The sequence below is a fragment of the Bradyrhizobium sp. 1200_D9_N1_1 genome, assembly GCF_052075915.1.
Classification (GTDB): Bacteria; Pseudomonadota; Alphaproteobacteria; order Rhizobiales; family Xanthobacteraceae; genus Bradyrhizobium; species Bradyrhizobium diazoefficiens.
In genome coordinates, this window is the sequence record NZ_CP197226.1 from 2,722,795 (window position 1) to 2,743,298 (window position 20,504).

Sequence of the window (20,504 nt, forward strand, 5' to 3'; positions counted from 1 at the left end):
CGGTGGTCAAGGGGCGTGGTGGGAAGAAACACGGCGGCGTAACGCCGCCGCAACACGGCAAGGCCTGCTCACGCCCGCTGCACGAAGCTGTCCACGACCTTCTTCTCGCCGGCCTTGTCGAAGGCGATGGTGAGCTTGTTGCCGTCGATCTTGGTGACGCGGCCGTAGCCGAATTTCTGGTGGAAGACACGGTCGGAGAGCGAGAATTCCGAGGTCGTGCCGGTGGATTTGGCGACCAGCTCGCCCTCGATCGTCATCGGCCCGCGCCGGCGCGAGGAGAAGCTGCCGAAATCCGGTCCGGAAGACGAGGAGGACGAGAACGTCGCGGCCTCTTCCTCGAAGCTGCCGTGGCCGCCGGCGCCGGTGCGGCCGCCGCCCCGGTTGCGGTTGGCCTGCGCCCGCTGCCAGCCCGGCGTCGTATAGCTGGAGCCGAACGCCTCCATGTCGTCGAAGCGGGAGGCGCCGTAGCCGCCGGTTCCGCCCCAGGCCGAGCCACCCTTGGATTCCGTGATCTCGACATTGGCCGCCGGCAATTCGTCGAGGAAGCGCGACGGGATCGTGGTCGTCCAGGTGCCGTGGATCCGGCGGTTGGTCGCGAAATAGATCATGGCGCGGCGCCGCGCCCGGGTCAGGCCGACATGGCCGAGCCGGCGCTCTTCCTCGAGGCCGGCGCGGCCCTGTTCGTCCAGCGTACGCTGGCTCGGGAACAGGCCTTCCTCCCAGCCCGGCAGGAACACGTTGTCGAATTCGAGCCCCTTGGCCGAATGCAGCGTCATCAGCGACACCGCGTCCTCCTCGGCGCCGCCGTCGCGGTCCATCACCAGCGAGATGTGCTCGAGGAACCCTTGCAGGTTCTCGAACTCCTCCATGGAGCGCACCAGCTCCTTGAGGTTTTCGAGCCGGCCCGCGGCGTCCGCCGAACGGTCCTTCTGCCACATCTCGGTGTAGCCGCTCTCGTCGAGCACGATCTGGGCGAGGTCGGTATGCGCGGTGACTTCGCGCTGGGCGCGCCAGCGGTCGAACTGGGCGACGAGGTCGCGCAAGGAGCCGCGCGCCTTCGGCTTCAGCTCGTCGGTCTCGACCACCGCACGCGCCGCCTCGAACAGCGGAATGCGGCGCTTGCGGGCGTGGTCGTGTAGCATCTGCACGGTGGCATCGCCAAGGCCGCGCTTGGGCGTGTTGACGATGCGCTCGAAGGCGAGATCGTCGGCCGGCGAGTTGATGACGCGAAGATAGGCCAGCGCGTCGCGGATTTCGGCGCGCTCGTAGAAGCGCGGGCCGCCGATCACGCGATAGGGCAGGCCGAGCGTGACGAAACGGTCTTCGAACTCGCGCATCTGATAGGACGCGCGCACCAGGATCGCGATCTCGTTCAGCTTCTCGCCCTGGCGCTGGATCTGCTCGATCTCCTCGCCGATGCCGCGCGCTTCCTCCTCCGAATCCCAGGAGCCCGTGACCGTGACCTTCTCGCCGTCCTGGTCCTCGGTGCGCAGCGTCTTGCCGAGCCGACCTTCATTGTGCGCGATCAGGTGCGAGGCGGCGGCGAGGATGTGGCCGGTGGAGCGGTAGTTGCGCTCGAGGCGGATCACCTTGGCGCCGGGGAAGTCGTGCTCGAAGCGCAGGATGTTGTCGACCTCGGCGCCGCGCCAGCCATAGATCGACTGGTCGTCGTCGCCGACGCAGCAGATGTTTTTGACATGGGGCGCGGCCAAAGGCGCGCCGACCGCTTGCTCCGTCATTCCGGGGCGATGCGCAGCATCGAACCCGGAATCTCGAGATTCCGGGTTCGCGTCTTCGACGCGCCCCGGAATGACGGCCTTGGTCGACGCCGGCGCCTGCGACAGCAGCCGCAGCCACAGATATTGCGCGACGTTGGTGTCCTGATATTCGTCGACCAGGATGAACTTGAAGCGCTGCTGGTACTGCCTGAGGATATCCGGGTGCTCGCGGAAGATGCGGATGTTCTCCAGCAGCAGGTCGCCGAAATCGGCCGCGTTGAGGATCTTCAGCCGCTCCTGATAGCTCGCATAGAGCTTGCCGCCCTTGCCGTTGGCGAACATCGCGGCCTCGCCCGAGGGCACCTGCGACGGCATCAGGCCGCGGTTCTTCCAGCCGTCGATCAGGCCGGCCAGCATGCGCGCGGGCCAGCGCTTGTCGTCGATGTTCTCGGCCTGCAGAAGCTGCTTCAAGAGCCGCACCTGGTCGTCGACGTCGAGCACGGTGAAGTTAGACTTGAGCTGCGCCAGCTCGGCATGGAAACGCAGGATGCGTCCGCCGATGGAGTGGAAGGTGCCGAGCCACGGCATGCCTTCGACGGCGTGGCCGAGCATCTGGCCGAGCCGGTGCTTCATCTCGCGCGCGGCCTTGTTGGTGAAGGTCACCGACAGGATCTCGGCGGGGCGGGCGCGGCCCTGGCTCAGGATATGGGCGATGCGCGTGGTCAGCACGCGCGTCTTGCCGGTGCCGGCGCCGGCCAGCACCAGGACCGGGCCGTCCAGCGTCTCCACTGCATCGCGCTGCTCCGGATTGAGCCCGGACAAATATTTCGGGCCCACAGAGGCGCGCGCACGCGCGGCGATGCCGCCGGCTGCGGGCTGGTGGTCGGGTACGCTGGTGATCTTGCTCGGCTCGGTCATGCGAATCATTTGGCCCCACGATGGCACCGCGGGGTGACGGGAGGGAGCCTTCTTAACAGGGATTGGTGCCTATATGGGGCGGCGATGCAGGGTTTTCCACGTACGCGGCGGGCCGATTTGTTCCTCCGACCCTGCGAATTTCCGCCTAGCGTGGGCAGGAACCATCGTTCCCGCGTCGAGATTGTCTGGACAGGTGGCGCGGCCAACCGCGCCGACGCAGACAAATATCAAGACGAGGATTTGACCATGCTTGGCTGGGTTGTGACGTTTCTGGTTATCGCACTGATCGCCGGTATCCTGGGCTTTGGCGGCATCGCCGGCGCTTCGATCGAAATCGCCAAGATCATCTTCTTCATCGCGGTCGTGCTGTTCCTGGTTTCGGCCGTGGTCGGCCTCGCCCGCGGCCGCACCAGGATATAGGCGCCTAACGCTTCGAGGGCATCGCCACGCTCCGGCCGATGCCCTCGGGCCGAGCCGAGGTGCTGTGGGCCCTGGCGATGCCCGCGATGCGCTGCTGGATATCGGGTGGAAACGCCGCAACGCGCCGCGCATTCATGTCCATGTGCAGCGACATGTTCTCCGAGGTGGCCGATAGCCAGCCTTCGGTGGCGTGCCTCATCTCCTCGAACGTATGCAGCCGCTTGTCGTCGGCCTCCAGCAGCCACACCAGGATCCGCACGGGATCGCCGAGATGGATCTCGCGCAGATAGCGCACATGGCATTCGGCAGTGAAGGTCGAGCCGTGACGCTCTTTCTTGTAAGTAGGACCGATGCCGAGCTCGAGCCAGAACTCGTCGATCGCCCGGTCGAACATCACGTTGTAATAGGCCATGTTGAGATGGCCGTTATAGTCGATCCATTGCGGCTCGATCTGCATGATCGAGGCGCTGAACGGCTCGGCCTTGGGCGCAGCAGTGGCACTCTCCGGCATGTGTCCTTCCCTAGCTATGCATCCGGTCGCTTGACTTGACCGGTTAGATGTCCTTTGCCACGGTTCTTCTGTCGGAGGAATTTCCGTGGGTACGACCATCACCAATAATCCGCCGCGGCCGGAGCCGAAAGCCCTCGCGAGCGCACTGGAGCAGCTTGCCGCACGCTTCGGCAACCGCCTCATCACCTCGCAGGCCGTCCGCGAGCAGCACGGCCATACCACCACATGGATTCCCAACCAGCCGCCCGACGGCGTGGTGATGGCGCAGGAGACCGCCGACATCCAGGACGTGGTGCGCATCTGCGCCAGGAACCGCGTGCCCGTGATCGCCTTCGGCACCGGCACCTCGCTGGAGGGCCAGGTCAATGCGCCCGCTGGCGGCATCTCGATCGACCTGCGCGACATGAACAAGGTGCTCGCGGTTCACACCGAGGATCTCGACTGTGTGATCCAGCCCGGCGTCACCCGCAAGGCGCTCAACGAGCATCTGCGCGACCAGGGCCTGTTCTTCCCGATCGATCCCGGCGCGGACGCCTCGCTCGGCGGCATGGCCTCGACGCGCGCCTCCGGCACCAATGCGGTGCGCTACGGCACCATGCGCGACAGCGTGCTGGCGCTGAAGGTGGTGCGCGGCGACGGCGAGATCATCACGACAGGCACGCGCGCCAAGAAATCATCCGCCGGCTACGACCTGACGCATCTGTTCGTCGGCGCCGAGGGCACGCTCGGCATCATCTCGGAACTGACCATCCGCCTGCGGGGCATCCCCGAGACCATCGCGGCCGGCGCGGTGTCGTTCGAGACGGTGCATGGGGCGTGTCAGGCCGTGATCCTGGCGATCCAGACCGGCATTCCCGTGGCGCGCATCGAGCTGCTCAACGCCGCGCAGGTGAAGGCCTGCAACGCCTATTCCAAGCTGACGCTGCCGGAGACGCCGCTGCTGCTGATGGAATTCCACGGCAGCGAGATCGAGGTCGCCGAGCAGTCCAAGGCCTTCGGCGAGATCGCAAAGGAATGCGGCGGCGGCGACTTCTCCTGGACCACCAAGCCGGAGGATCGCACCAAACTGTGGCAGGCCCGGCACGACGCCTATTGGTCCGTCAAGGCGCTGCGGCCCGGCGACAGCGTCGGCGTGGTCGCAACCGACGTCTGCGTGCCGATCTCGCGGCTGGCCGATTGCGTCAGCGAGACCGAGGAAGATCTCAAGCGCCTCAATCTGCTATCGCCGATCGTCGGCCATGTCGGCGACGGCAATTTCCACTGCTCGCTGGTCTGCGACACCAACGACGCCGATGAAATGGCGCGCGGCGAGGAGTTCATGCATCGTCTGGTCGAGCGCGCGCAGGCGATGGACGGCACCTGCACCGGCGAGCACGGCATCGGCCAGGGCAAGCAGAAATATCTCAAGGCCGAGCTTGGCCCCGAGGCGCTCGACGCGATGCGGGCGCTGAAACAGGCGCTCGACCCGCTGAATATCTTCAATCCCGGCAAGATCGTGCCGGAGGCGTAGCGCGCGCCTGCTGCGTCGCGGTCGCGGAACTTTCGGCCGCCAGGCTGGTTCCAATTCCCGTCAACTTCCGATGCCTCAATGGCGCGGCTCTGCGGGGAGGATGCGATGTTGCGACCGGTCATTGGAATTGCCGTGATGGCGCTTGCCTGCATGCTGGCGGGCACGGCTCTGGGCAAGGGCGGTGGCGGCCATGGCGGTGGCGGTCATGGCGGTGGGCACGGAGGCGGTCATGGTGGCGGGCATGGCGGTGGCCACCATGGTGGCGGCGGCCATTTTGGCGGTCATGGCTTCGGGCATGCGCATGGCGGCGGACATCATGGCGGGCCGCGCTTCGCAACGGGAGCTCGGCATGGTGGTCCGAACTTCGGTCAGATCCGCAATGCGGCCGTCCGCCCGGCGAATTTCCGCAACGCCCTCAACGCGCATTCCAGCGCCTTCCGCAACGGCCGTCTGATCGGTAATCCGGCGGCGCGAGCCCAGATCGCAGCGGCGGCCGCGCTCGCCGGCTGGCATGGCGCCAGCAGCGGATGGTGGCAACATCCGGGTGGCGGTTATGGCTGGGCCGGACCGCTGTTCTGGCCGTTCGCCTATAACGATCTCTACGACTACACGATCTGGGGCGACGGTCTCGGCTTCTGGGGCTACGGCTACCCGGACATCTATGCCGGCATCTTCGGGCCCTATGGCTATGACGGTCTTTCGGCCTATCTGCCGCAGCGGCCGCCGGGACGGCGGCAAGCGCGCGGCGTTGCGCTGGATCAGCTTTGCGGCAGCGACCGCCGCGAGATCGTCGGTCTGCCGATCGACCAGATCGCCGCCGCAGTGCAGCCGAGCGAGGCGCAAGGCGCAAGCCTCGACGAACTCGGCAACGCCTCGACCCTGGCGGCGGGCATGATCCGCGCGTCCTGCCCGGCGCAGGTCGCGGCGACGGCGCCCGGTCGGCTGGCGGCGATGCAGCAGCGCATCGAGGCGATGGCGAAAGCCGTCGATCTCGTTCAGCCCGCCCTGGATAAGTTCTACGGCTCGCTCACGGACGAGCAGAAGGCGCGCTTCAATGCGCTGGCCGACGACCAGCGTCGTGCGACGGCTTCCAGCAACACCGAGGGATCGCTGGTCCAGAATTGCGGTGCGTCTGCTGCGCTCGATTGGCCCGGCGCCGACATCGAGGCGCGGCTGCACCCCAACGACACCCAGCGCGCTGCTCTACAGGTGCTTCAGGATACCAGCGCCAGGGTCAGCGCATCGCTCAAGGCGGCCTGCCAGCCCAACGACGCGATGACGCCGCCGGCGCGAATGGTCGCGGTACGCAAGCGGCTCGACCTGATGCTCGACGGCGTCAAGTCGGTTCGCGCAGCGCTGGAGGATTTCTACGGCACGCTGAATGACGAACAGAAGGCACAGTTCGAGGCCATCGGGCCACGTCGGACGTCGTGAATGCGTATCGAGCCAGGGAGCGTAGCGGAAAAATTGCCTCGCCGATTTCGATAGGCCTCTCTATGCTCAAGCGAGCCTGAAGAACGGTGATACAGCGGCTGGAAGACCGTGGGTGGTGGGGCGATGAAGTGGTTCGCGAGGCAGAACGCGGCGGACATCTGGGACGAGACGATCGAAGGGCCGCTCGGCGACATCGAGGCCGCCGCGCGTATCCGCGCCATCTGTGAGGCCGCGGCGTTGAGCGCGGCAGGTTCCGCGCGCAACGACAAGCGCGAGAGCGGGCGTTACGAGCGCGCGGCCAAGGTCGCGATGGAAATGGCGATGAAGATCTCGGATGGATTGATGCGCGATGATGCGGTCCATCGCATCGTCGATCTCTGCATGATGGCGAACGATCTCAAGACGGCGCAGATCCTGTTTCGTGCGATCCATGCCAGCTGGATTCGCGAAACGATCCAGCGGGATCACCCCACGCTGCTGCAGTGATGGCTGACTGTTGACGCATTGAAGGTGCGCTCCCTCCCCCGCTTGCGGGGGAGGGTTGGGGAGAGGGTGTTTCCACGGTGGGACTCCCCAAGAGGATAGAGCCCTCACCCGCCACGCTCTTGCGAGCGTGGCGACCTCTCCCGCAAGTGGGAGAGGTGCATCGAGCCCGCTGCTCGATCTCGCCTATTGCACTTTCGCCAGCTTGCGCACCGCTTCGTCCACGCTGTGGAAGACATGCTCGCGGGGCAGGGCGTCGAACAATCTGAAGCGTTCGAACGCGTTCTGGGCGCGGACCGATTCCAGCCGCGCCAGCGCGACCGTGACGCCCTGTTCGCTGCACGCCTTGAACACGTCGAGCAAAATCTGCGCGGCGGTGAAGTCGATCTCGACCATGCCGCTCGCTTCCAGCACCAGCAGTTGCGGCGTCGCCGCGCCGAGCACCTTGGTCACGTCGCTGCGGAAACCCGGGGCGTTGAGGAAGGACAGCGGCGCCTGCAGCCCGATCACGGCAACGCCTTCGATGCGCTCGCCGGCGATGTGCGGATGCGCGGGCCACCAGATCGTGGTGCCCGGCACGCGCTCGAACTCGACCAGCCTGGCGCGCGTGGTGCTCCAGATGCCGTGCAGCAGCGACAGCATGATGCCGAGGAACGCGCCCTGCTGGATCGGCAGCACGATGATCAGCGCGGCGGTGGCGGCGATCAGCAGGAACTCACTGAAGGACTGGCGGTAGATCGTGACGATCTGCTTCACGCGGATGATGCGCAGCGCGACGAACAGCAGGATGCCGCCGAGCGCGGCGTCAGGAACGTGCTGCAACAGTCCCGTGCCGAATGCGAGCAGCGCCAGCACGATTGCCGCGGCGGCTAGTCCCGCGAGCTGCGATTGCCCGCCGGTCTCGGCGACGATGCCCGTCCGCGGCGGACTGGCATTGACGGGAAAGGCGCCGAACAGCCCGGATAGCATGCTGCCGGCGCCCGCGCCGAGGAAGTCGCGATCGACATCGGCGGGCTTGTCGGGATCTGACGGGAACGAGCGCGTGGTCGCGGCGGTCTGCACCATCACCACGACAGTGATTACGAAGGCGAGCGATACCAGATGCACCCAATGCTCCGGCGCAAGTTCGGGCAGGGTGAGCCGCGGCAGCGTCCCCGGCACGCTGCCGACGACGCTGACACCCTTGCTTTCGAGGCCGAGACCGATCGTGGCCAGCGTCGCGGCGACGAGCCCGATCAGCGCCCCCGGAATCTTTGCGCTGATCTTCTCCGAGACGAAGACCGTTGCGAGCACACCGAGGCCGATGCACAGCGTGAAGGGATTGCTGCGACTGAGCTCGCCGGCGAGCACGCCGATGCGATCGAGCGTCGGCCCGCTCGGTGACTTCAGTCCCAGCACGCCGGGCAATTGCGACACGATGATATGGACGGAGATGCCGGCGAGGAAGCCGACCATGACCGGCACGGACAGGAGGTTGGCGATGCCGCCAAGTCGGAAGGCGCCGCCGGCGAGCATCATCATGCCGACCATCAGCGCCAGCGCGACCGCATACCCCTGATATTGCGGCGAGCCGACAGCGGCGAGCGCCGCAAGCCCGCCGGCGAAGATCGGCGTGATCGTGGAGTCCGCGCCGCAGGACAGGAAGCGGTTGCCGCCGAGCAGCGCAAAGCCGAGCGAGCCTGCCATGAAGGCGAAGAAGCCGATCTGCGGCGCAAAGCCGCCGAGCCGCGCGGTAGCCATCTGCTCGGGGATCGCGATCGCCGCCAAGGTCAGCCCCGCCATGAGGTCGCCGGGCAGAGAGTAAGAGGCGAGCGAGCGGAAGAGCGGCCATGCGTGCTTGGCGTGAGAATCGTGCGGCATCAAGGTCCCCGGAAAGCCTGTGTCGATCGATTAGACTACAGCATTTCCGGATTGGAAGGCGGCAGACGCAATTTCTCTACATCCGTTGTCATTGCGAGCGAAGCGAAGCAATCCGGAATCCCACCGCGGCGGTGGTCTGGATTGCTTCGCTTCGCTCGCAATGACGGAGGACATATCTGTCCTCCGTATCGCGCGAGTCCCCTTCAGTACCGGCCGCGGTCGTTGTGATAATCGCCGCCGCGGCCGCCACCACCCATGCCCATGCCGATGCCAATCCCGATGCCGATACCTTGCATGACGGCGCCGGGCGGCGGGCCACGATCCGGCGGCGGCGCGCGCTCGTAGACCACTTCGTCGGGCGGCGGCCGGCGCGGCTTCGGCGGCGTCTCGACCACCTTGCGCTTCGGCGGGGTGTCGTCGACGCGCTTCTTGATGATGGGCGCCACTGTCGGGTTGACCGGCGTTGCCGGTGTCGATGGCGCCGAGCACGGGCAGGTCGGGGCCATTGCGACGGCGACCGGAACGGGCGTGGCTGCGACCGTCGCGGGTAGGACGTAGTTGCGGTTCTGCACGCGGAGCAGCAGCCTGCGCGCGGTTGCGGCGAGGTCGCTGTTGTCCCAGTTCGCCAGATAAGCCTCGAACGAAGCGCGGGTGTTGATCGCGACCGCGCGCTCCCAGGCCAGCATCTGGCGCCGGCGCTCAAGCACCGTGCGCAGGCGCGGCGTGCGCGCGTCCTGCGTGTACAGCTCGATATAGGCCTGGTACGCCTCCGCGGTGTCGTCGGCGATCACGAGCTCATAGGCGACCTTGGGCTCCTTGCCCTGCAGATCCTTGCGCCAGTCCGCGACGCTGCGCGTGCCGCCGGCGAGCGCCATCGCGGAAGCGCCCGGAATGGCAGGCTGCTGGCTGCTGCTCTCGCCGCCGAAGAACTTGAAGTCGGTCGTCAGCGAGGAGCTTTCCCATGGGATCTGCCGCCCGTCGGTCGATTGCGCCACGGCGATGCGGATGCGTTTGAACACTTCCTCGATCGGCAGGTTCGGTTGCTTTGCGACCGAGAGCGCCGCGGCGGTGTAGGGGCTGTCGATGCCGGAGCCGTCCTCGGCTTCCGCGCCGGGCGAGGTCGAATAGGAAATGAACGAGCCGGGTGCGCCCGCCTTGGTGTCGACGATCGCAAGCCCGTGGCCCGCGCCGCTCAGCGCCGGGAACGGGTTGTTGCGGCAGGCGTCGAGCATGAAGATGCGCGCCCGCGTCGGCAGCGCGCCGAGCGTGTTGAGCAGGTCGTTCAGCCGCACGCCCTGGAGCGGAATGTCGGCTTCGCGCTTGGGATCTAGATCGACCGGCACCAGATAGTTCTCGCCGTCGATCTGAAGCCCGTGGCCGGCATAGAACACCAGCGCGACGGTGTCGGCGCCGCTGGCGCTGACCTTGCCGGCGAAATCCGAGATCGCCGTGCGCATCTCGTTCTGCGCGAGGTTGGCCGCCGTGGTGACGGTGAAGCCGGCATTGCCGAGCAGCTCGGTCATGCCCTTGGCGTCGTTGGCGGCGTTGGGCAGCTCCGGCACCGTGCGATAGGCGGACTGGCCGATCACCAGCGCAAGCCGCGCTTCGGCCGCGGCCTCCGTCGGCGTCATCAATTGCGTGAGCGCAAGCAGGCTGCTGGCAAGGAACAAATTACAAAGCACTGGACGGCGCATGGTGTCACCTCCATCGGCAATGGGCGCGACGATGTCACCTTTTCTAGTCGTCCGCCATGACCCTGTCTGTGCACTGGATCACGCTGCGAGCTGCGGCCAAATGGGCAGCGGAGCTGCCGGAGCTGGCGCGCCAGGCCGTGCGTCGTCAGAACAGGCCGCGATCCCAGGGCGGGTCAGGCGCAAAACGCGCGGCGAGAAAGTCGATGAAGGCGCGCACCTTGGCCGGCGGACGGCGGTCGGGCAGGTAGACCGCGTGCACGGCCGAGGTCTGGATCTCCGGCTGGTCGAGCGGAAGCGCCAGAAGCGTCCCGGCGCGCAGGTCGTCGGCGATGATGAAGGTCGGCTGTCGGGCGAGGCCGAGGCCCGCCAATGTTGCCGCGCGCAGCGCATCGCCGTTGTTGGCGCGCAAGGTGCCGCTGACCTGGACACGGATCTCGCCGTCGACGCCGAACAGCCATTCCGCCGCGCTCGCCTGCTGCGAAAGCGTGTAGCCGAGGCAGTTATGCGCGGCGAGGTCGGCGACCCGGCGCGGCGTGCCGTGTTTCGCCAGATAGGACGGCGCGGCGCAGACCACGAGGCGGTTCGGCGCGAGCTTTCGCGCCACCATGCTGGAGTCGCGCAGCTTGCCGATGCGGATCGCGAGGTCCCAGCCTTCCTCGGCGAGATCGACGAGGCGGTCGTTGAGGCCGAGCTCGACGGTGACCTCGGGATGGCGTTCCGAAAACTCGGCGATCGCCGGCGCGATCTGCCGCGTGCCGAACACGACGGGCACGTTGACCCGCAGCAGCCCGCGCGGCTCGACGCGCTCGCGCGCGACCGCGGCGTCGGCGGCCTCCATGTCGGCGAGGATGCGCTCGGAGGATTCCAGATAGCTTCGTCCGGCCTCGGTGATGGACAGCCGCCTCGTGGTCCGGTGGAACAGTTTTGTGCCGAGCCGGGCCTCGAGCGCGGCAACATGCTTGGTCACCATGGTCTGCGACAGGCCCATCGTCCGGGCCGCGCCCGACAGGCTGCCGATCGCCGCCACCTTGGCGAAGACTTCTAGGCTGGTCAGCCGGTCGAGCATTTATCTCACTCTATTGGTGTGAGGTATAATTCCAATATAGCGGATTATCATTCAATTGAGAATAGATCATAGCTGTCTCGAACAAGGAGACCGCCATGATCGATTCCCGTACCGCTCCCTATGCCGCGCTCGTGCTGCGCGTGACGCTGGGCGCGCTGTTCCTCGCCCACGCCGGCCTGAAGCTATTCGTCTTCACCCCGGCCGGGACCGCAAAGTTCTTCGGCAGCCTCGGCTTCCCGCCCGAACTCGCCTACGTCATCATGACGGTGGAAGTTCTCAGCGGCGTTGCGCTGATCCTCGGTGTCTGGACCCGCTACGCGGCGCTGGCCGGCATCCCGATCCTGCTCGGTGCGATCTTCACCGTGCACGGCGCCGCCGGCTTCTTCTTCACCAATCCGAAGGGCGGCTGGGAATATCCCGCCTTCTGGGCGATCGCGCTCGCGGCGCAGGCCCTGCTCGGCGACGGCGCCTACGCGCTGCGTCCGTCCCGCGATGTCGCGGCGGCACCCGGCGAGCTCAGCGGCGCGCATTCGCGCTGAGGTCACGGCATCTGCTCAAACGCGAAGCCGCGGGATCAAGATCCCGCGGCTTTCGTTTTGTCCGCTTCACATGCGGCCAATCAATCTGCGTTCGGCATTGATCCATACCTGAATTGGATCGATCCGCGTCAATCTTGCATGGCAGGTCTTGTCGCTGCCGTGCGGCATGATCGAAAACGCCTATAAATACAGGCGTTCCGCCGCGGTTTCTGCCGACGCGCCTGCCGCTCGTGTCATTGCGGCAGCCCCGGCCGCGTCCCTTGCCTGTGCCGTCGCTTTGGCCATACAGTCCAAGCAAAGGCCGCACGCAACGATCGCGGACGCGAACAAAAAATACCGGGAGAGACCGCACCATGACCATCGTGCCCGTGAACCGTCGCGCGTTCATCAAGTCATCGGCGGCGGTCACCGCCGGCCTCGTGCTCTCTCCCGCCATCATCGGCCGCGCCGAAGCCGCGACGCTGAAGCTGAAATGCTCCTCCTCGCTGCCGAACGATCCCAAATATGCCAACGGCCGCGTCTACTATGACAACCTCGTCAAGAACCTGAAGGGCAACGGGCTCGGCGAGCAGGTCGAGGTCGCGTTCTTCCCTGACAACCAGCTCGGCCAGGAGATCGACGTCATCAATTCGGTGAAGCTCGGCGTCATCGACCTCATGGTGTCGGGCTCGTCGATCTCGGCCAATCTGACGCCGCTGGTCGGCACCTTCGACCTCGGCTTTCTGTTCTCGAGCTTCCCGCAGCAGACCAAGGCGTTCGACGCCGGCGCCGCCAAGCCGATCGAGGACGCGCTGCTCAAGGGCAGCAACATCCGCATCATCGCCTGGGCCTATAATTTCGGCTCGCGCAGCGTACTGGCGAAGAAGCCGGTGAAGACGCCGGAGGATCTCGCCGGCCTCAAGATCCGCACCCTGCCAAATCCCGTCATCACCGAATGCCTGCGCCTGATGGGCGCCGCCGCGACGCCGCTGGCGTTCGGCGAAATCTACACCGCGCTCCAGGCCGGCGTGCTGGATGGGCTGGAGCACGATCCGCCGACGATCCTGGCCAGCAAGTTCTTCGAGACCGCAAAGTTCTACGCGCTGACGCAGCACAATTTCTCGCCGCTCGCGATCTACTTCAGCGACATGACCTACAACCGCATGGATCCGAAGCTGCGCGACGGATTTCTCGATGCCGCGAAGAAGGCCGCAATCGACACGCGTGCTCATGGGCTTGCGGTCGAGAAGGAGGCGCTGGCGGCCCTGACCGAGAAGGGCGTGACGGTGGCCGAATGCGACCGCGAGGCGTTCAAGAAGCGCGTCGCGCCGCAGCACGAGAACTTCATCAAGGCGCGGCCGGAATCCAAGGCCGTCATCGACATCATCCGCGCGACGCAAGCCTGAGATGACGATGACAGCCGCCGTGCCCGTCTCGGGCGGCCGCCACGGGAGCATCACCCAGCTGCTGCGCCTCAGCGACGCGATCGCGGCCATCCTCCTGGCCGCCGATCTCGTGGTCGTCTGCGCGTCCGTGCTGCTGCGCTTCTGCTTCAATGCGCCGGTCGAATGGTCCGACGATGTCGCGCGCGGATTGATGGTCGGCTCGGCCTTCTTCGGCGCGGCGAGCGCGCTTGCGCGCGGCGAGAACGTCGGCGTGTCCTTCTTCCGCGATCTGCTGCCCCTGCGCCTGCGCACGCTGCTCGACGCAGCGAGTGCTGTGCTCGTCGTGCTGATCTCCTTCTATGTCGCCTACAACGCCATCAAGCTGGGCTCGCTGACGGCAGGCCAGACCACCGGCTCCGGCCTGCCGCTGGAGCTCACCTTCTATCCGATGGGCATCGGCGCGCTGTTCATGACGGTGTTCGCGATCGATCAGCTCTGCGCAAGGCCGCTGCCTGATATCGTCAGGGGTCTCGTTGCCGTCGCCGTCGTCGCCGGCCTCTATCTCGCCTGGGATTATCTGTCGCCGTCCTCGGTGCCGTCGGCGGGCACCTTGATGCTGATCGGCTTCTTCGCAACGCTGTTCGGCGGCCTGCCGATCGGCTTCGCGCTGGCGCTGGCCGCGCTGATCTTCATCTGGGTCGAGGGCGCGCTGCCGGGTGTGATCTTCGCCCAGCAGATGGCGCGCGGCATCGACAATTTCGTGCTGCTCGCGATCCCCTTCTTCATCCTCGTCGGCTACCTCATGGAAGCCAACGGCATGTCGGTGCGCCTGATCGAGCTGTTGCAGCGTGGGGTCGGCCGCATGCGCGGTGGGCTGAACGTGGTGATGATAGCCTCGATGGTGCTGTTCTCCGGCATCTCAGGCTCGAAGATGGCCGACGTCGCCGCGGTCGGCTCGGTGCTGATTCCGGCGGCGCGCCGCTCGAAGCAGAATCCGGGCGGCGCGGTGGCGCTGCTGGCGGCGTCCGCGGTGATGGCGGAAACCATTCCGCCCTGCATCAACCTGATCATCCTCGGCTTCGTGGCGAACCTGTCGATCGGCGGCCTGTTCGTCGCAGGGCTCCTGCCGGCGGCGCTGATGGCGCTGGTCCTGATCGCGGTGTCCATCATCTTCGGCAAGCGGCCGGCGGAGGCCGAGGACGTTGCGCCGCAGATGCCGGTGTCGGGCCTGTGGAGCGGCGCGATCGCCTCGTTCGGCCTGATCTTCATGATCTTCTTCGGCTTCAAGAGCGGCTTTGCCACGGCCACCGAAATCTCCGCGTTCGCCGTGGCCTATGCGCTCGTCGTCGGCAGCCTGGTGTTCCGCGAGCTCGGCTTCAAATCGGCCGCGCACAGTTTCGTGCAGGCCGCAACGCGCGCAGGGCTCGTGCTGTTCATCGTCGCCGCCGCGCAGTCGCTGGCCTTCACGCTGACCTTGCAGCAGGTGCCGCACGCGGTCGGCGACTTCATGCTCGGATTATCGAAGACCAGCGGCGTCTGGCTGTTCATCCTGCTCGCGATCGCCGTGCTGATCGTGATGGGCTCGGTGCTGGAAGGCGCGGCCGCGCTGATCATCTTCGGGCCGCTGCTTTTGCCGGTAGCGGTGCAGCTCGGCATCGATCCCCTGCATTTCGGCGTGGTGCTGGTCATCGCGATGGGCATCGGCCTGTTCGCACCGCCGCTCGGACTCGGACTCTATGGCGCCTGCCTGATCGGCAACGTGCCGATCGAGCAGACGGTGAAGCCGATCATGGGTTATCTTGGCCTCTTGTTCCTCTGCCTGCTCGTCATTGCCTTCGTGCCCTGGCTCTCGACGGCGCTGCCGCGGGCATTCGGCTACTGAAGGAGTCTTGCCGTGAAAGTCCTGCTCGCCCACACGCCGGAGATGCGGCGGAATTACTACGGCGATCGCAGCCTGAACGGCCTGCGCGCGGCCGCCGAGGTGATCCTGCAGGAGGGCGATCAGCCGCTCGATGCGGCCGGCCTCGTCCGCGCGGCCAGGGACGTTGACATCGTCGTCGCCGATCGCATGACGGAGGGACGCGGCGAGATATTTCCGCAGCTGCCGCATTTGCGCGCCTTCGTCCGCTGCGCCGTCGACATCCGCAACGTCGACGTCGATGCGGCCTCGAAGGCGGGCGTGCTGGTGACCCGCGCCGGCCCCGGCTTCGTTCAGGCGGTGGCCGAGCTCGCGCTCGGCTTCATGGTCGATCTCTCCCGCGGCGTGTCGCGGACGACGGCGGACTACCAGGCCGGACGTAAACCCGAGGCGCGGATGGGCCGCCAGCTCGCCGGCAGCAGGATCGGCATCATCGGCTATGGCAGCATCGGGCGCTATCTCGCCGAGATCGCCAAGGTGATGCGCATGGAGGTGCTGGTCGCCGATCCCTTTGCTGATGTCAGCGACAGCGCCATCAGGCAGGTCGGCCTCGACGAGCTCCTCGCCGCATCGGACTATGTCGTCTGCCTTGCGATCGCCAATGCAGAGACCGAGAACTTGATCGGGGAGGCGGCGCTGGCGCGCATGCAGAAGCATGCGGTCTTCATCAATCTGTCGCGCGGCAATCTCGTCGACGAGGCCGCGTTGGCGAAGGCGCTGCTTGAGAATCGTATCGCGGGTGCGGCAATGGATGTCGGCCGCGCGCCCGACCAGATGCCGGCGCCGGAGTTGGCCAGGCTGCCCAACGTCATCGCCACACCGCATGTCGGCGGCCTGACGCCGCAGGCGATCGAGTACCAGTCGCTGGAAACCGTGCGGCAGGTGGAAGCGATCGTCAAAGGCGAGGCCCCGCCGGGCGCCGTCAATGCCGATCGCTGGACGCGGCGACCTTAACGCACGCTCTCTCCATTCCCTCCCCCCTTGTGGGGGAGGGGCAGGGAGGGGTGCCACACGGGGACTCTCTCCGTGGAGCAGGTGTCGCGCGGCGCATCGTCAGAAACGAACACCATTTCCTGGGCTCCCCCCCTCCCTAGCCCTCCCCCACAAGGGGGGAGGGAACGCACCTGGTTCTGGGATCGGCTGGGAGATTGATTTCGCTCCGCCCTAAAACCGGTCCACCGCCCTGAACGTCCCGTCCTTCTGGATCACCGTCAGGAACACCTTCGGCGGGGCGTCGATCATGCGCATGCCGACGGTGACGATGCTGCCGCTGATGTCGAAGCGGCCGACGTCGTTGATGGCGCGCAGGAGGCTCGCGCGCGTCGGTTGCGGTCCGGCCTTTTCCAGCGCCGCGGCTGCGAGGCGGCCGGAGAGATAGCCTTCGAGCGACACGAAGTCCGGTGTCAGCGTCGGGTCGAACGCCGTCTGCGCCGCCTGGTAGTCGGCGACGAGCTTGAGCGAGCGATCCCAGGGAAACGGCACGACCTGCGAGACGATGACGCCTTCGCCCTCGGGGCCGAGCTCCCTGGCGAGCGCGTTGGCGCCGACGAAGGAGATGTTGACGAAGGTCGGATACGAGCCGCTGCGGTGTGCGAGCTTGATGAACTCGGCGCAGGGACCGTAGGTCCCGACCATGACGATGGCCTCGGGTTCGGCGCGCTTGATCATCCGCCAGGCCGCGGCGACGGCGCGGGTGTTGCGCTCGAAGGTGCCTTCGGCGGCGAGCTCGAGGCCGCGCCTGGCAAGCGCGCGCTTCACGCCGACAAGTCCATCGCGGCCGAAGGAATCATCCTGATAGAAGATGCCGATGCGGGTGAACCGGCGGTCCTCGGTGAGGTGCTTGATCCATGCCTCGGCCTCCGCGCCGTAGCTCGCGCGGATGTTGACGACGTTTGGAAGCTCGAGGTCGCGCAGGAACTCGGCGCCGGTGAACGGACCGATGAAGGGGACTTTCCTGGCGCTGGTGATCGGTATCGTCGCCATCGCGGTCGGCGTGCCGACCGCGCCGATCAGCGCGAACACCTTGTCGTCCTCGAGCAGCTGCAGCGTCTGCGCCACGGAACGATCGGGGTCGTAGCCGTCGTCGCGGCTGATGAGCTGGAGCTTGCGGCCATGGACGCCGCCCTTGCCGTTGATCTCGGTGAACGCCGCGACGATGCCTTGCCGCATGCGCTGCCCGAGCGCCGAGGAGGGGCCTTCGAGTGCGGCCACCTGGCCGAACAGGATCGCATCGTCGCTGACGCCGACCTCATCGCCTTTCGCAGGCAGCATGGCCGCGGTCAGCAATGCGACGGTCAAGGCGAGGTATGTCGCGGAGCGCGATCGTGTCATGTGGATGCTTGTCGGATGCTGGACGCGTTGGGGAAACGATAGTTCTGCGGGCTGAACAGGTCGCTAACCCGCGCCGCGACGACGATCCGTAAGACTCCGGGTAAAACCGGCAACTTACTACCACTCTGCCGCAACTCGCTGGGGCAATCGTTAACTAAGCCGCGCAATGCCGGACGACCAGGTTCCGAAATTTCGCAGTTCTTAACCCCGATCCCTGTCCGATAGTGGTTCCGGCGGCTCAACCAGAGGTTCGAGCGCGCCGCGCCGATGGGGACTTGCGGATCAAGATGGGCGGTCGCGATCAGAACGATCAGGATCGGAAACGGATGACCGGATGGTGGCGTGCCGCGCCGCTGCTCGGACTCTATCGCCCTGCGCTGGTCGCGGTTGCCGTCGGCCTGCTGTTCTCGATCGTGGGCGCGGCCGCCGTCGCGCGGTGGGAAAACCGCGTCACCAGGATCGAGTTCGAAAACGCGGCCGAAACCGAAGCGATCGTCATGCAGAACGGCATGAGTGAGTATATCAGCAGGCTCGTCGCGCTGCGCACGCTGTTCGAATCGACCAACGAGGAAATCACCCGCAGCGAATTCGAGACCTTCAGCACCCGCCTGTTCGAGCGCCATCCGGGCATGCTGCGCATCGCCTGGCTGCCGCGCGTTAACCGCAAGGAGCGCGCCGAATACGAGGCTGCCGCGATCACGGACGGCGTGTCCGGCTATCGCATCAAGTCGCTTCAGGGCGACGGCTTTGCGACGGCGCCGCAGAGCGACGAATATTTCCCGGTGTTCTACTCGACCCAGCCGAAGACGTCACAGGTCTACGGCATGGATTACGCGACCGTCCCGGAACGTCGTGCGGCCCTGGAGCGGGCGCGCGACAACGATCGGATCGCGGCCATCCGCACCCACCTGTTCGAACCCAAGGAGGGCGGCCGGCTGCCCGACGTCCTCGTGGCCATTCCCGTCTACGCCAAAGGGACGTCGCGCGAGACGGTCGCGGACCGGCGCCGCAATCTGGCCGGCTTCGTCGTCGGCATCTTCGACCTGCCGATGCTGATCCAGTCCATTCGCGTGACCACCGGCGCAAGCCCCGCGGTCAGCGTGAACGTCTATCCGCCCTTCACGGGGCAGATCGTCAGCCTGGAAGAAATGTTGCCGGACTATGCGTCGGCCGCCGCGGCGCCGCAGTCGATGCGGGACGTGGCACGGGCCCTGCACTGGTCGGGCAGTCTCAAGATCGGCGACACCGACTGGCAGGTGCGCGCCATGCCGACGGCCGGCGGCGCGCTGGAGACGTCATACGACCGCGCGGCCGCGGTCCTCGTCGTCGGCATGCTGCTCACGCTGTCGCTGTCGGCCTATCTGATGCTGGCAAGCCGCAATTCGCGGCGGCTGTCGCTGGCGAACCGTCGGGTGCTCGAGCTCGCCCAGACCGACATCCTGACCGGCCTGCCGAACCGCGCCTTCTTCCTCGCCCGGCTCGACGATCTCAACGGCCAGCTCAACGACGGCGGTTCGACCTTCTCGATCCTGATGCTCGATCTCGACCGCTTCAAGAACGTCAACGACTCCCTCGGTCACGGCGCCGGCGATGCGCTGCTGCGCCAGGTGGCGCAGCGGCTGAAATCGGCGCTGCGCGCCACCGACGTGCTGGCGCGGCTCGGCGGCGACGAATTCGCCATCATCCAGGAGGGGGGCGAGGATCAGCGCACCTGCTCCACCGAGCTGGCGGCGCGGATCGCGAAACTCGTGGCCGAACCGTTCCTCCTGCCCGGACATCGCGTGGAGATCGGCACCAGCATCGGCATCGCGATCGCACCGGACCACGGCAGCGACCAGGAACAGCTGCTCAAGAAAGCCGACCTTGCGCTCTATCGCTCGAAATCGGCGGGCCGCAACTGCTTCACCATCTACGACGAGGCGATGTCGGCCGAGCTCGAGGCGCGCAACACGCTGGAAGGTGACTTGCGCGACGCCATCGCGCTCTGCCAGCTCGAGGTGCACTACCAACCGTTCGTCGATGCCCACAGCAGTGAGCGGCGCGGCTTCGAGGCGCTGGTGCGCTGGCGGCATCCGAGTCGCGGCCTGATCCCGCCGGACCAGTTCATTCCGCTGGCCGAGGAGACCGGGCTGATCGTGCCGCTCGGCGAATTCGTGCTGCGGCGCGCCTGCGAGGATGCGGCCGGCTGGCCCTCCGGGCTTGCGGTCGCGGTGAACCTGTCGCCGATCCAGTTCAAGGAGGCCGAGCTGTTCGAGATGATCTGCGCGGCGCTCGCCGATTCCGGCCTGCCGCCCGAGCGGCTGGAGATCGAGATCACGGAATCCGTGCTGCTGGAACGCGGCGTCGAGAACCTCGCTTTCATGGAGCGGCTGAAGCAGCTCGGCATCGAGCTCGCGCTCGACGATTTCGGCACCGGCTATTCGTCGCTCAGCTATCTGACCACGTTCCCGTTTGACAAGATCAAGATCGACAAGTCGTTCATCCGCAACCTCACGCATCAGCCGCGCAGCTCCGCCATCATCGCCTCGATCGTGACGCTGGCGCGCGGGCTGGACATGTCGGTCACCGCCGAGGGCGTCGAGACATGTGAAGAGTTCGAGCGGCTGAAGGCGCTCGGCGTCAATTTCGCGCAAGGCTATCTGTTCGGGCGTCCGCAGCCGGTCGGCCAGATCGCATTCGACGAGTCCGTCCGGCCTTCGCAGCGCGACGCCGCCTGAGCGTTCGCCTCGAAGGATGTG

Annotated in this window: 15 protein-coding genes; 9 read left to right on the forward strand and 6 right to left on the reverse strand. The window is 66.5% G+C overall.

The window, feature by feature from the left end; genetic code table 11:
• Positions 1-68 precede the first annotated feature (68 nt).
• Positions 69-2,645, reverse strand: coding sequence for an ATP-dependent helicase (locus tag AB5K84_RS13140; protein ID WP_441232465.1), 2,577 nt, complete (start codon positions 2,643-2,645; stop codon positions 69-71).
• A 237-nt stretch (positions 2,646-2,882) separates the two neighbouring features.
• On the opposite strand from AB5K84_RS13140, the gene AB5K84_RS13145 reads away from it, so the two are divergent.
• The gene (locus tag AB5K84_RS13145; protein ID WP_011089300.1) at positions 2,883-3,056 is read left to right on the forward strand and encodes a DUF1328 domain-containing protein; all 174 of its coding nucleotides are present in this window, start codon (positions 2,883-2,885) and stop codon (positions 3,054-3,056) included.
• 4 nt (positions 3,057-3,060) lie between these two features.
• Here the strand turns inward: AB5K84_RS13145 and AB5K84_RS13150 are convergent, their stop codons facing one another.
• Positions 3,061-3,567 (reverse strand): thioesterase family protein, encoded by a 507-nt coding sequence (locus AB5K84_RS13150; RefSeq protein ID WP_441232466.1) that lies wholly within the window; start codon positions 3,565-3,567, stop codon positions 3,061-3,063.
• An 85-nt stretch (positions 3,568-3,652) separates the two neighbouring features.
• Here AB5K84_RS13150 and AB5K84_RS13155 point away from each other — a divergent pair, with 85 nt between their 5' ends.
• From AB5K84_RS13155 to AB5K84_RS13165, 3 genes are all read left to right on the forward strand, one after another.
• A complete protein-coding gene (locus AB5K84_RS13155) occupies positions 3,653-5,077 on the forward strand; it encodes an FAD-binding oxidoreductase (RefSeq protein WP_441232467.1) in 1,425 nt (474 codons plus the stop codon).
• A gap of 105 nt (positions 5,078-5,182) precedes the next feature.
• Positions 5,183-6,511 carry a Spy/CpxP family protein refolding chaperone gene (locus AB5K84_RS13160; protein WP_441232468.1) on the forward strand — a complete coding sequence of 443 codons (1,329 nt, stop codon included), beginning with the start codon at positions 5,183-5,185 and terminating at the stop codon, positions 6,509-6,511.
• A 123-nt stretch (positions 6,512-6,634) separates the two neighbouring features.
• Positions 6,635-6,997, forward strand: coding sequence for a hypothetical protein (locus tag AB5K84_RS13165; RefSeq protein ID WP_271551306.1), 363 nt, complete (start codon positions 6,635-6,637; stop codon positions 6,995-6,997).
• 183 nt (positions 6,998-7,180) lie between these two features.
• Here AB5K84_RS13165 and AB5K84_RS13170 read toward each other — a convergent pair whose 3' ends face one another.
• From AB5K84_RS13170 to AB5K84_RS13180, 3 genes are all read right to left on the reverse strand, one after another.
• Positions 7,181-8,854 carry a SulP family inorganic anion transporter gene (locus tag AB5K84_RS13170; protein WP_441232469.1) on the reverse strand — a complete coding sequence of 558 codons (1,674 nt, stop codon included), beginning with the start codon at positions 8,852-8,854 and terminating at the stop codon, positions 7,181-7,183.
• A 203-nt stretch (positions 8,855-9,057) separates the two neighbouring features.
• Complete coding sequence (locus AB5K84_RS13175) at positions 9,058-10,548, reverse strand: caspase family protein (RefSeq protein WP_441232470.1); 1,491 nt, start codon at positions 10,546-10,548, stop codon at positions 9,058-9,060.
• A 145-nt stretch (positions 10,549-10,693) separates the two neighbouring features.
• On the reverse strand, positions 10,694-11,614 hold the full coding sequence (locus AB5K84_RS13180; RefSeq protein ID WP_028176205.1) for a LysR family transcriptional regulator: 921 nt from the start codon (positions 11,612-11,614) through the stop codon (positions 10,694-10,696).
• Between the two features lie 95 nt (positions 11,615-11,709).
• On the opposite strand from AB5K84_RS13180, the gene AB5K84_RS13185 reads away from it, so the two are divergent.
• From AB5K84_RS13185 to AB5K84_RS13200, 4 genes are all read left to right on the forward strand, one after another.
• Positions 11,710-12,153: a DoxX family protein gene (locus AB5K84_RS13185; protein WP_441232471.1), complete on the forward strand. Its 444-nt coding sequence runs from the start codon at positions 11,710-11,712 to the stop codon at positions 12,151-12,153.
• Positions 12,154-12,506: 353 nt separating this feature from the next.
• On the forward strand, positions 12,507-13,538 hold the full coding sequence (locus AB5K84_RS13190; RefSeq protein ID WP_028176203.1) for a TRAP transporter substrate-binding protein: 1,032 nt from the start codon (positions 12,507-12,509) through the stop codon (positions 13,536-13,538).
• Between the two features lie 7 nt (positions 13,539-13,545).
• Positions 13,546-15,399, forward strand: a complete 1,854-nt coding sequence (locus AB5K84_RS13195; protein ID WP_441232472.1) for a TRAP transporter large permease — start codon at positions 13,546-13,548, stop codon at positions 15,397-15,399.
• A gap of 12 nt (positions 15,400-15,411) precedes the next feature.
• On the forward strand, positions 15,412-16,389 hold the full coding sequence (locus tag AB5K84_RS13200) for a hydroxyacid dehydrogenase (protein ID WP_441232473.1): 978 nt from the start codon (positions 15,412-15,414) through the stop codon (positions 16,387-16,389).
• Positions 16,390-16,599: 210 nt separating this feature from the next.
• On the opposite strand, the gene AB5K84_RS13205 is transcribed toward AB5K84_RS13200, so the two are convergent.
• Positions 16,600-17,766, reverse strand: coding sequence for an ABC transporter substrate-binding protein (locus AB5K84_RS13205; RefSeq protein WP_011089288.1), 1,167 nt, complete (start codon positions 17,764-17,766; stop codon positions 16,600-16,602).
• A 326-nt stretch (positions 17,767-18,092) separates the two neighbouring features.
• Between AB5K84_RS13205 and AB5K84_RS13210 the strand changes: the two genes are divergently transcribed.
• The gene (locus AB5K84_RS13210) at positions 18,093-20,483 is read left to right on the forward strand and encodes a bifunctional diguanylate cyclase/phosphodiesterase (RefSeq protein WP_060912667.1); all 2,391 of its coding nucleotides are present in this window, start codon (positions 18,093-18,095) and stop codon (positions 20,481-20,483) included.
• Positions 20,484-20,504 lie beyond the last annotated feature (21 nt).

Coding starts and splice junctions, on each gene's coding strand:
- AB5K84_RS13140 (WP_441232465.1), bottom strand. CDS start 2,645: ATGATTCGCATGACCGAGCCGAGCAAGATCACCAGCGTACCCGACCAC.
- AB5K84_RS13145 (WP_011089300.1), top strand. CDS start 2,883: ATGCTTGGCTGGGTTGTGACGTTTCTGGTTATCGCACTGATCGCCGGT.
- AB5K84_RS13150 (WP_441232466.1), bottom strand. CDS start 3,567: ATGCCGGAGAGTGCCACTGCTGCGCCCAAGGCCGAGCCGTTCAGCGCC.
- AB5K84_RS13160 (WP_441232468.1), top strand. CDS start 5,183: ATGTTGCGACCGGTCATTGGAATTGCCGTGATGGCGCTTGCCTGCATG.
- AB5K84_RS13165 (WP_271551306.1), top strand. CDS start 6,635: ATGAAGTGGTTCGCGAGGCAGAACGCGGCGGACATCTGGGACGAGACG.
- AB5K84_RS13170 (WP_441232469.1), bottom strand. CDS start 8,854: ATGCCGCACGATTCTCACGCCAAGCACGCATGGCCGCTCTTCCGCTCG.
- AB5K84_RS13175 (WP_441232470.1), bottom strand. CDS start 10,548: ATGCGCCGTCCAGTGCTTTGTAATTTGTTCCTTGCCAGCAGCCTGCTT.
- AB5K84_RS13180 (WP_028176205.1), bottom strand. CDS start 11,614: ATGCTCGACCGGCTGACCAGCCTAGAAGTCTTCGCCAAGGTGGCGGCG.
- AB5K84_RS13185 (WP_441232471.1), top strand. CDS start 11,710: ATGATCGATTCCCGTACCGCTCCCTATGCCGCGCTCGTGCTGCGCGTG.
- AB5K84_RS13190 (WP_028176203.1), top strand. CDS start 12,507: ATGACCATCGTGCCCGTGAACCGTCGCGCGTTCATCAAGTCATCGGCG.
- AB5K84_RS13195 (WP_441232472.1), top strand. CDS start 13,546: ATGACAGCCGCCGTGCCCGTCTCGGGCGGCCGCCACGGGAGCATCACC.
- AB5K84_RS13205 (WP_011089288.1), bottom strand. CDS start 17,766: ATGACACGATCGCGCTCCGCGACATACCTCGCCTTGACCGTCGCATTG.
- AB5K84_RS13210 (WP_060912667.1), top strand. CDS start 18,093: ATGACCGGATGGTGGCGTGCCGCGCCGCTGCTCGGACTCTATCGCCCT.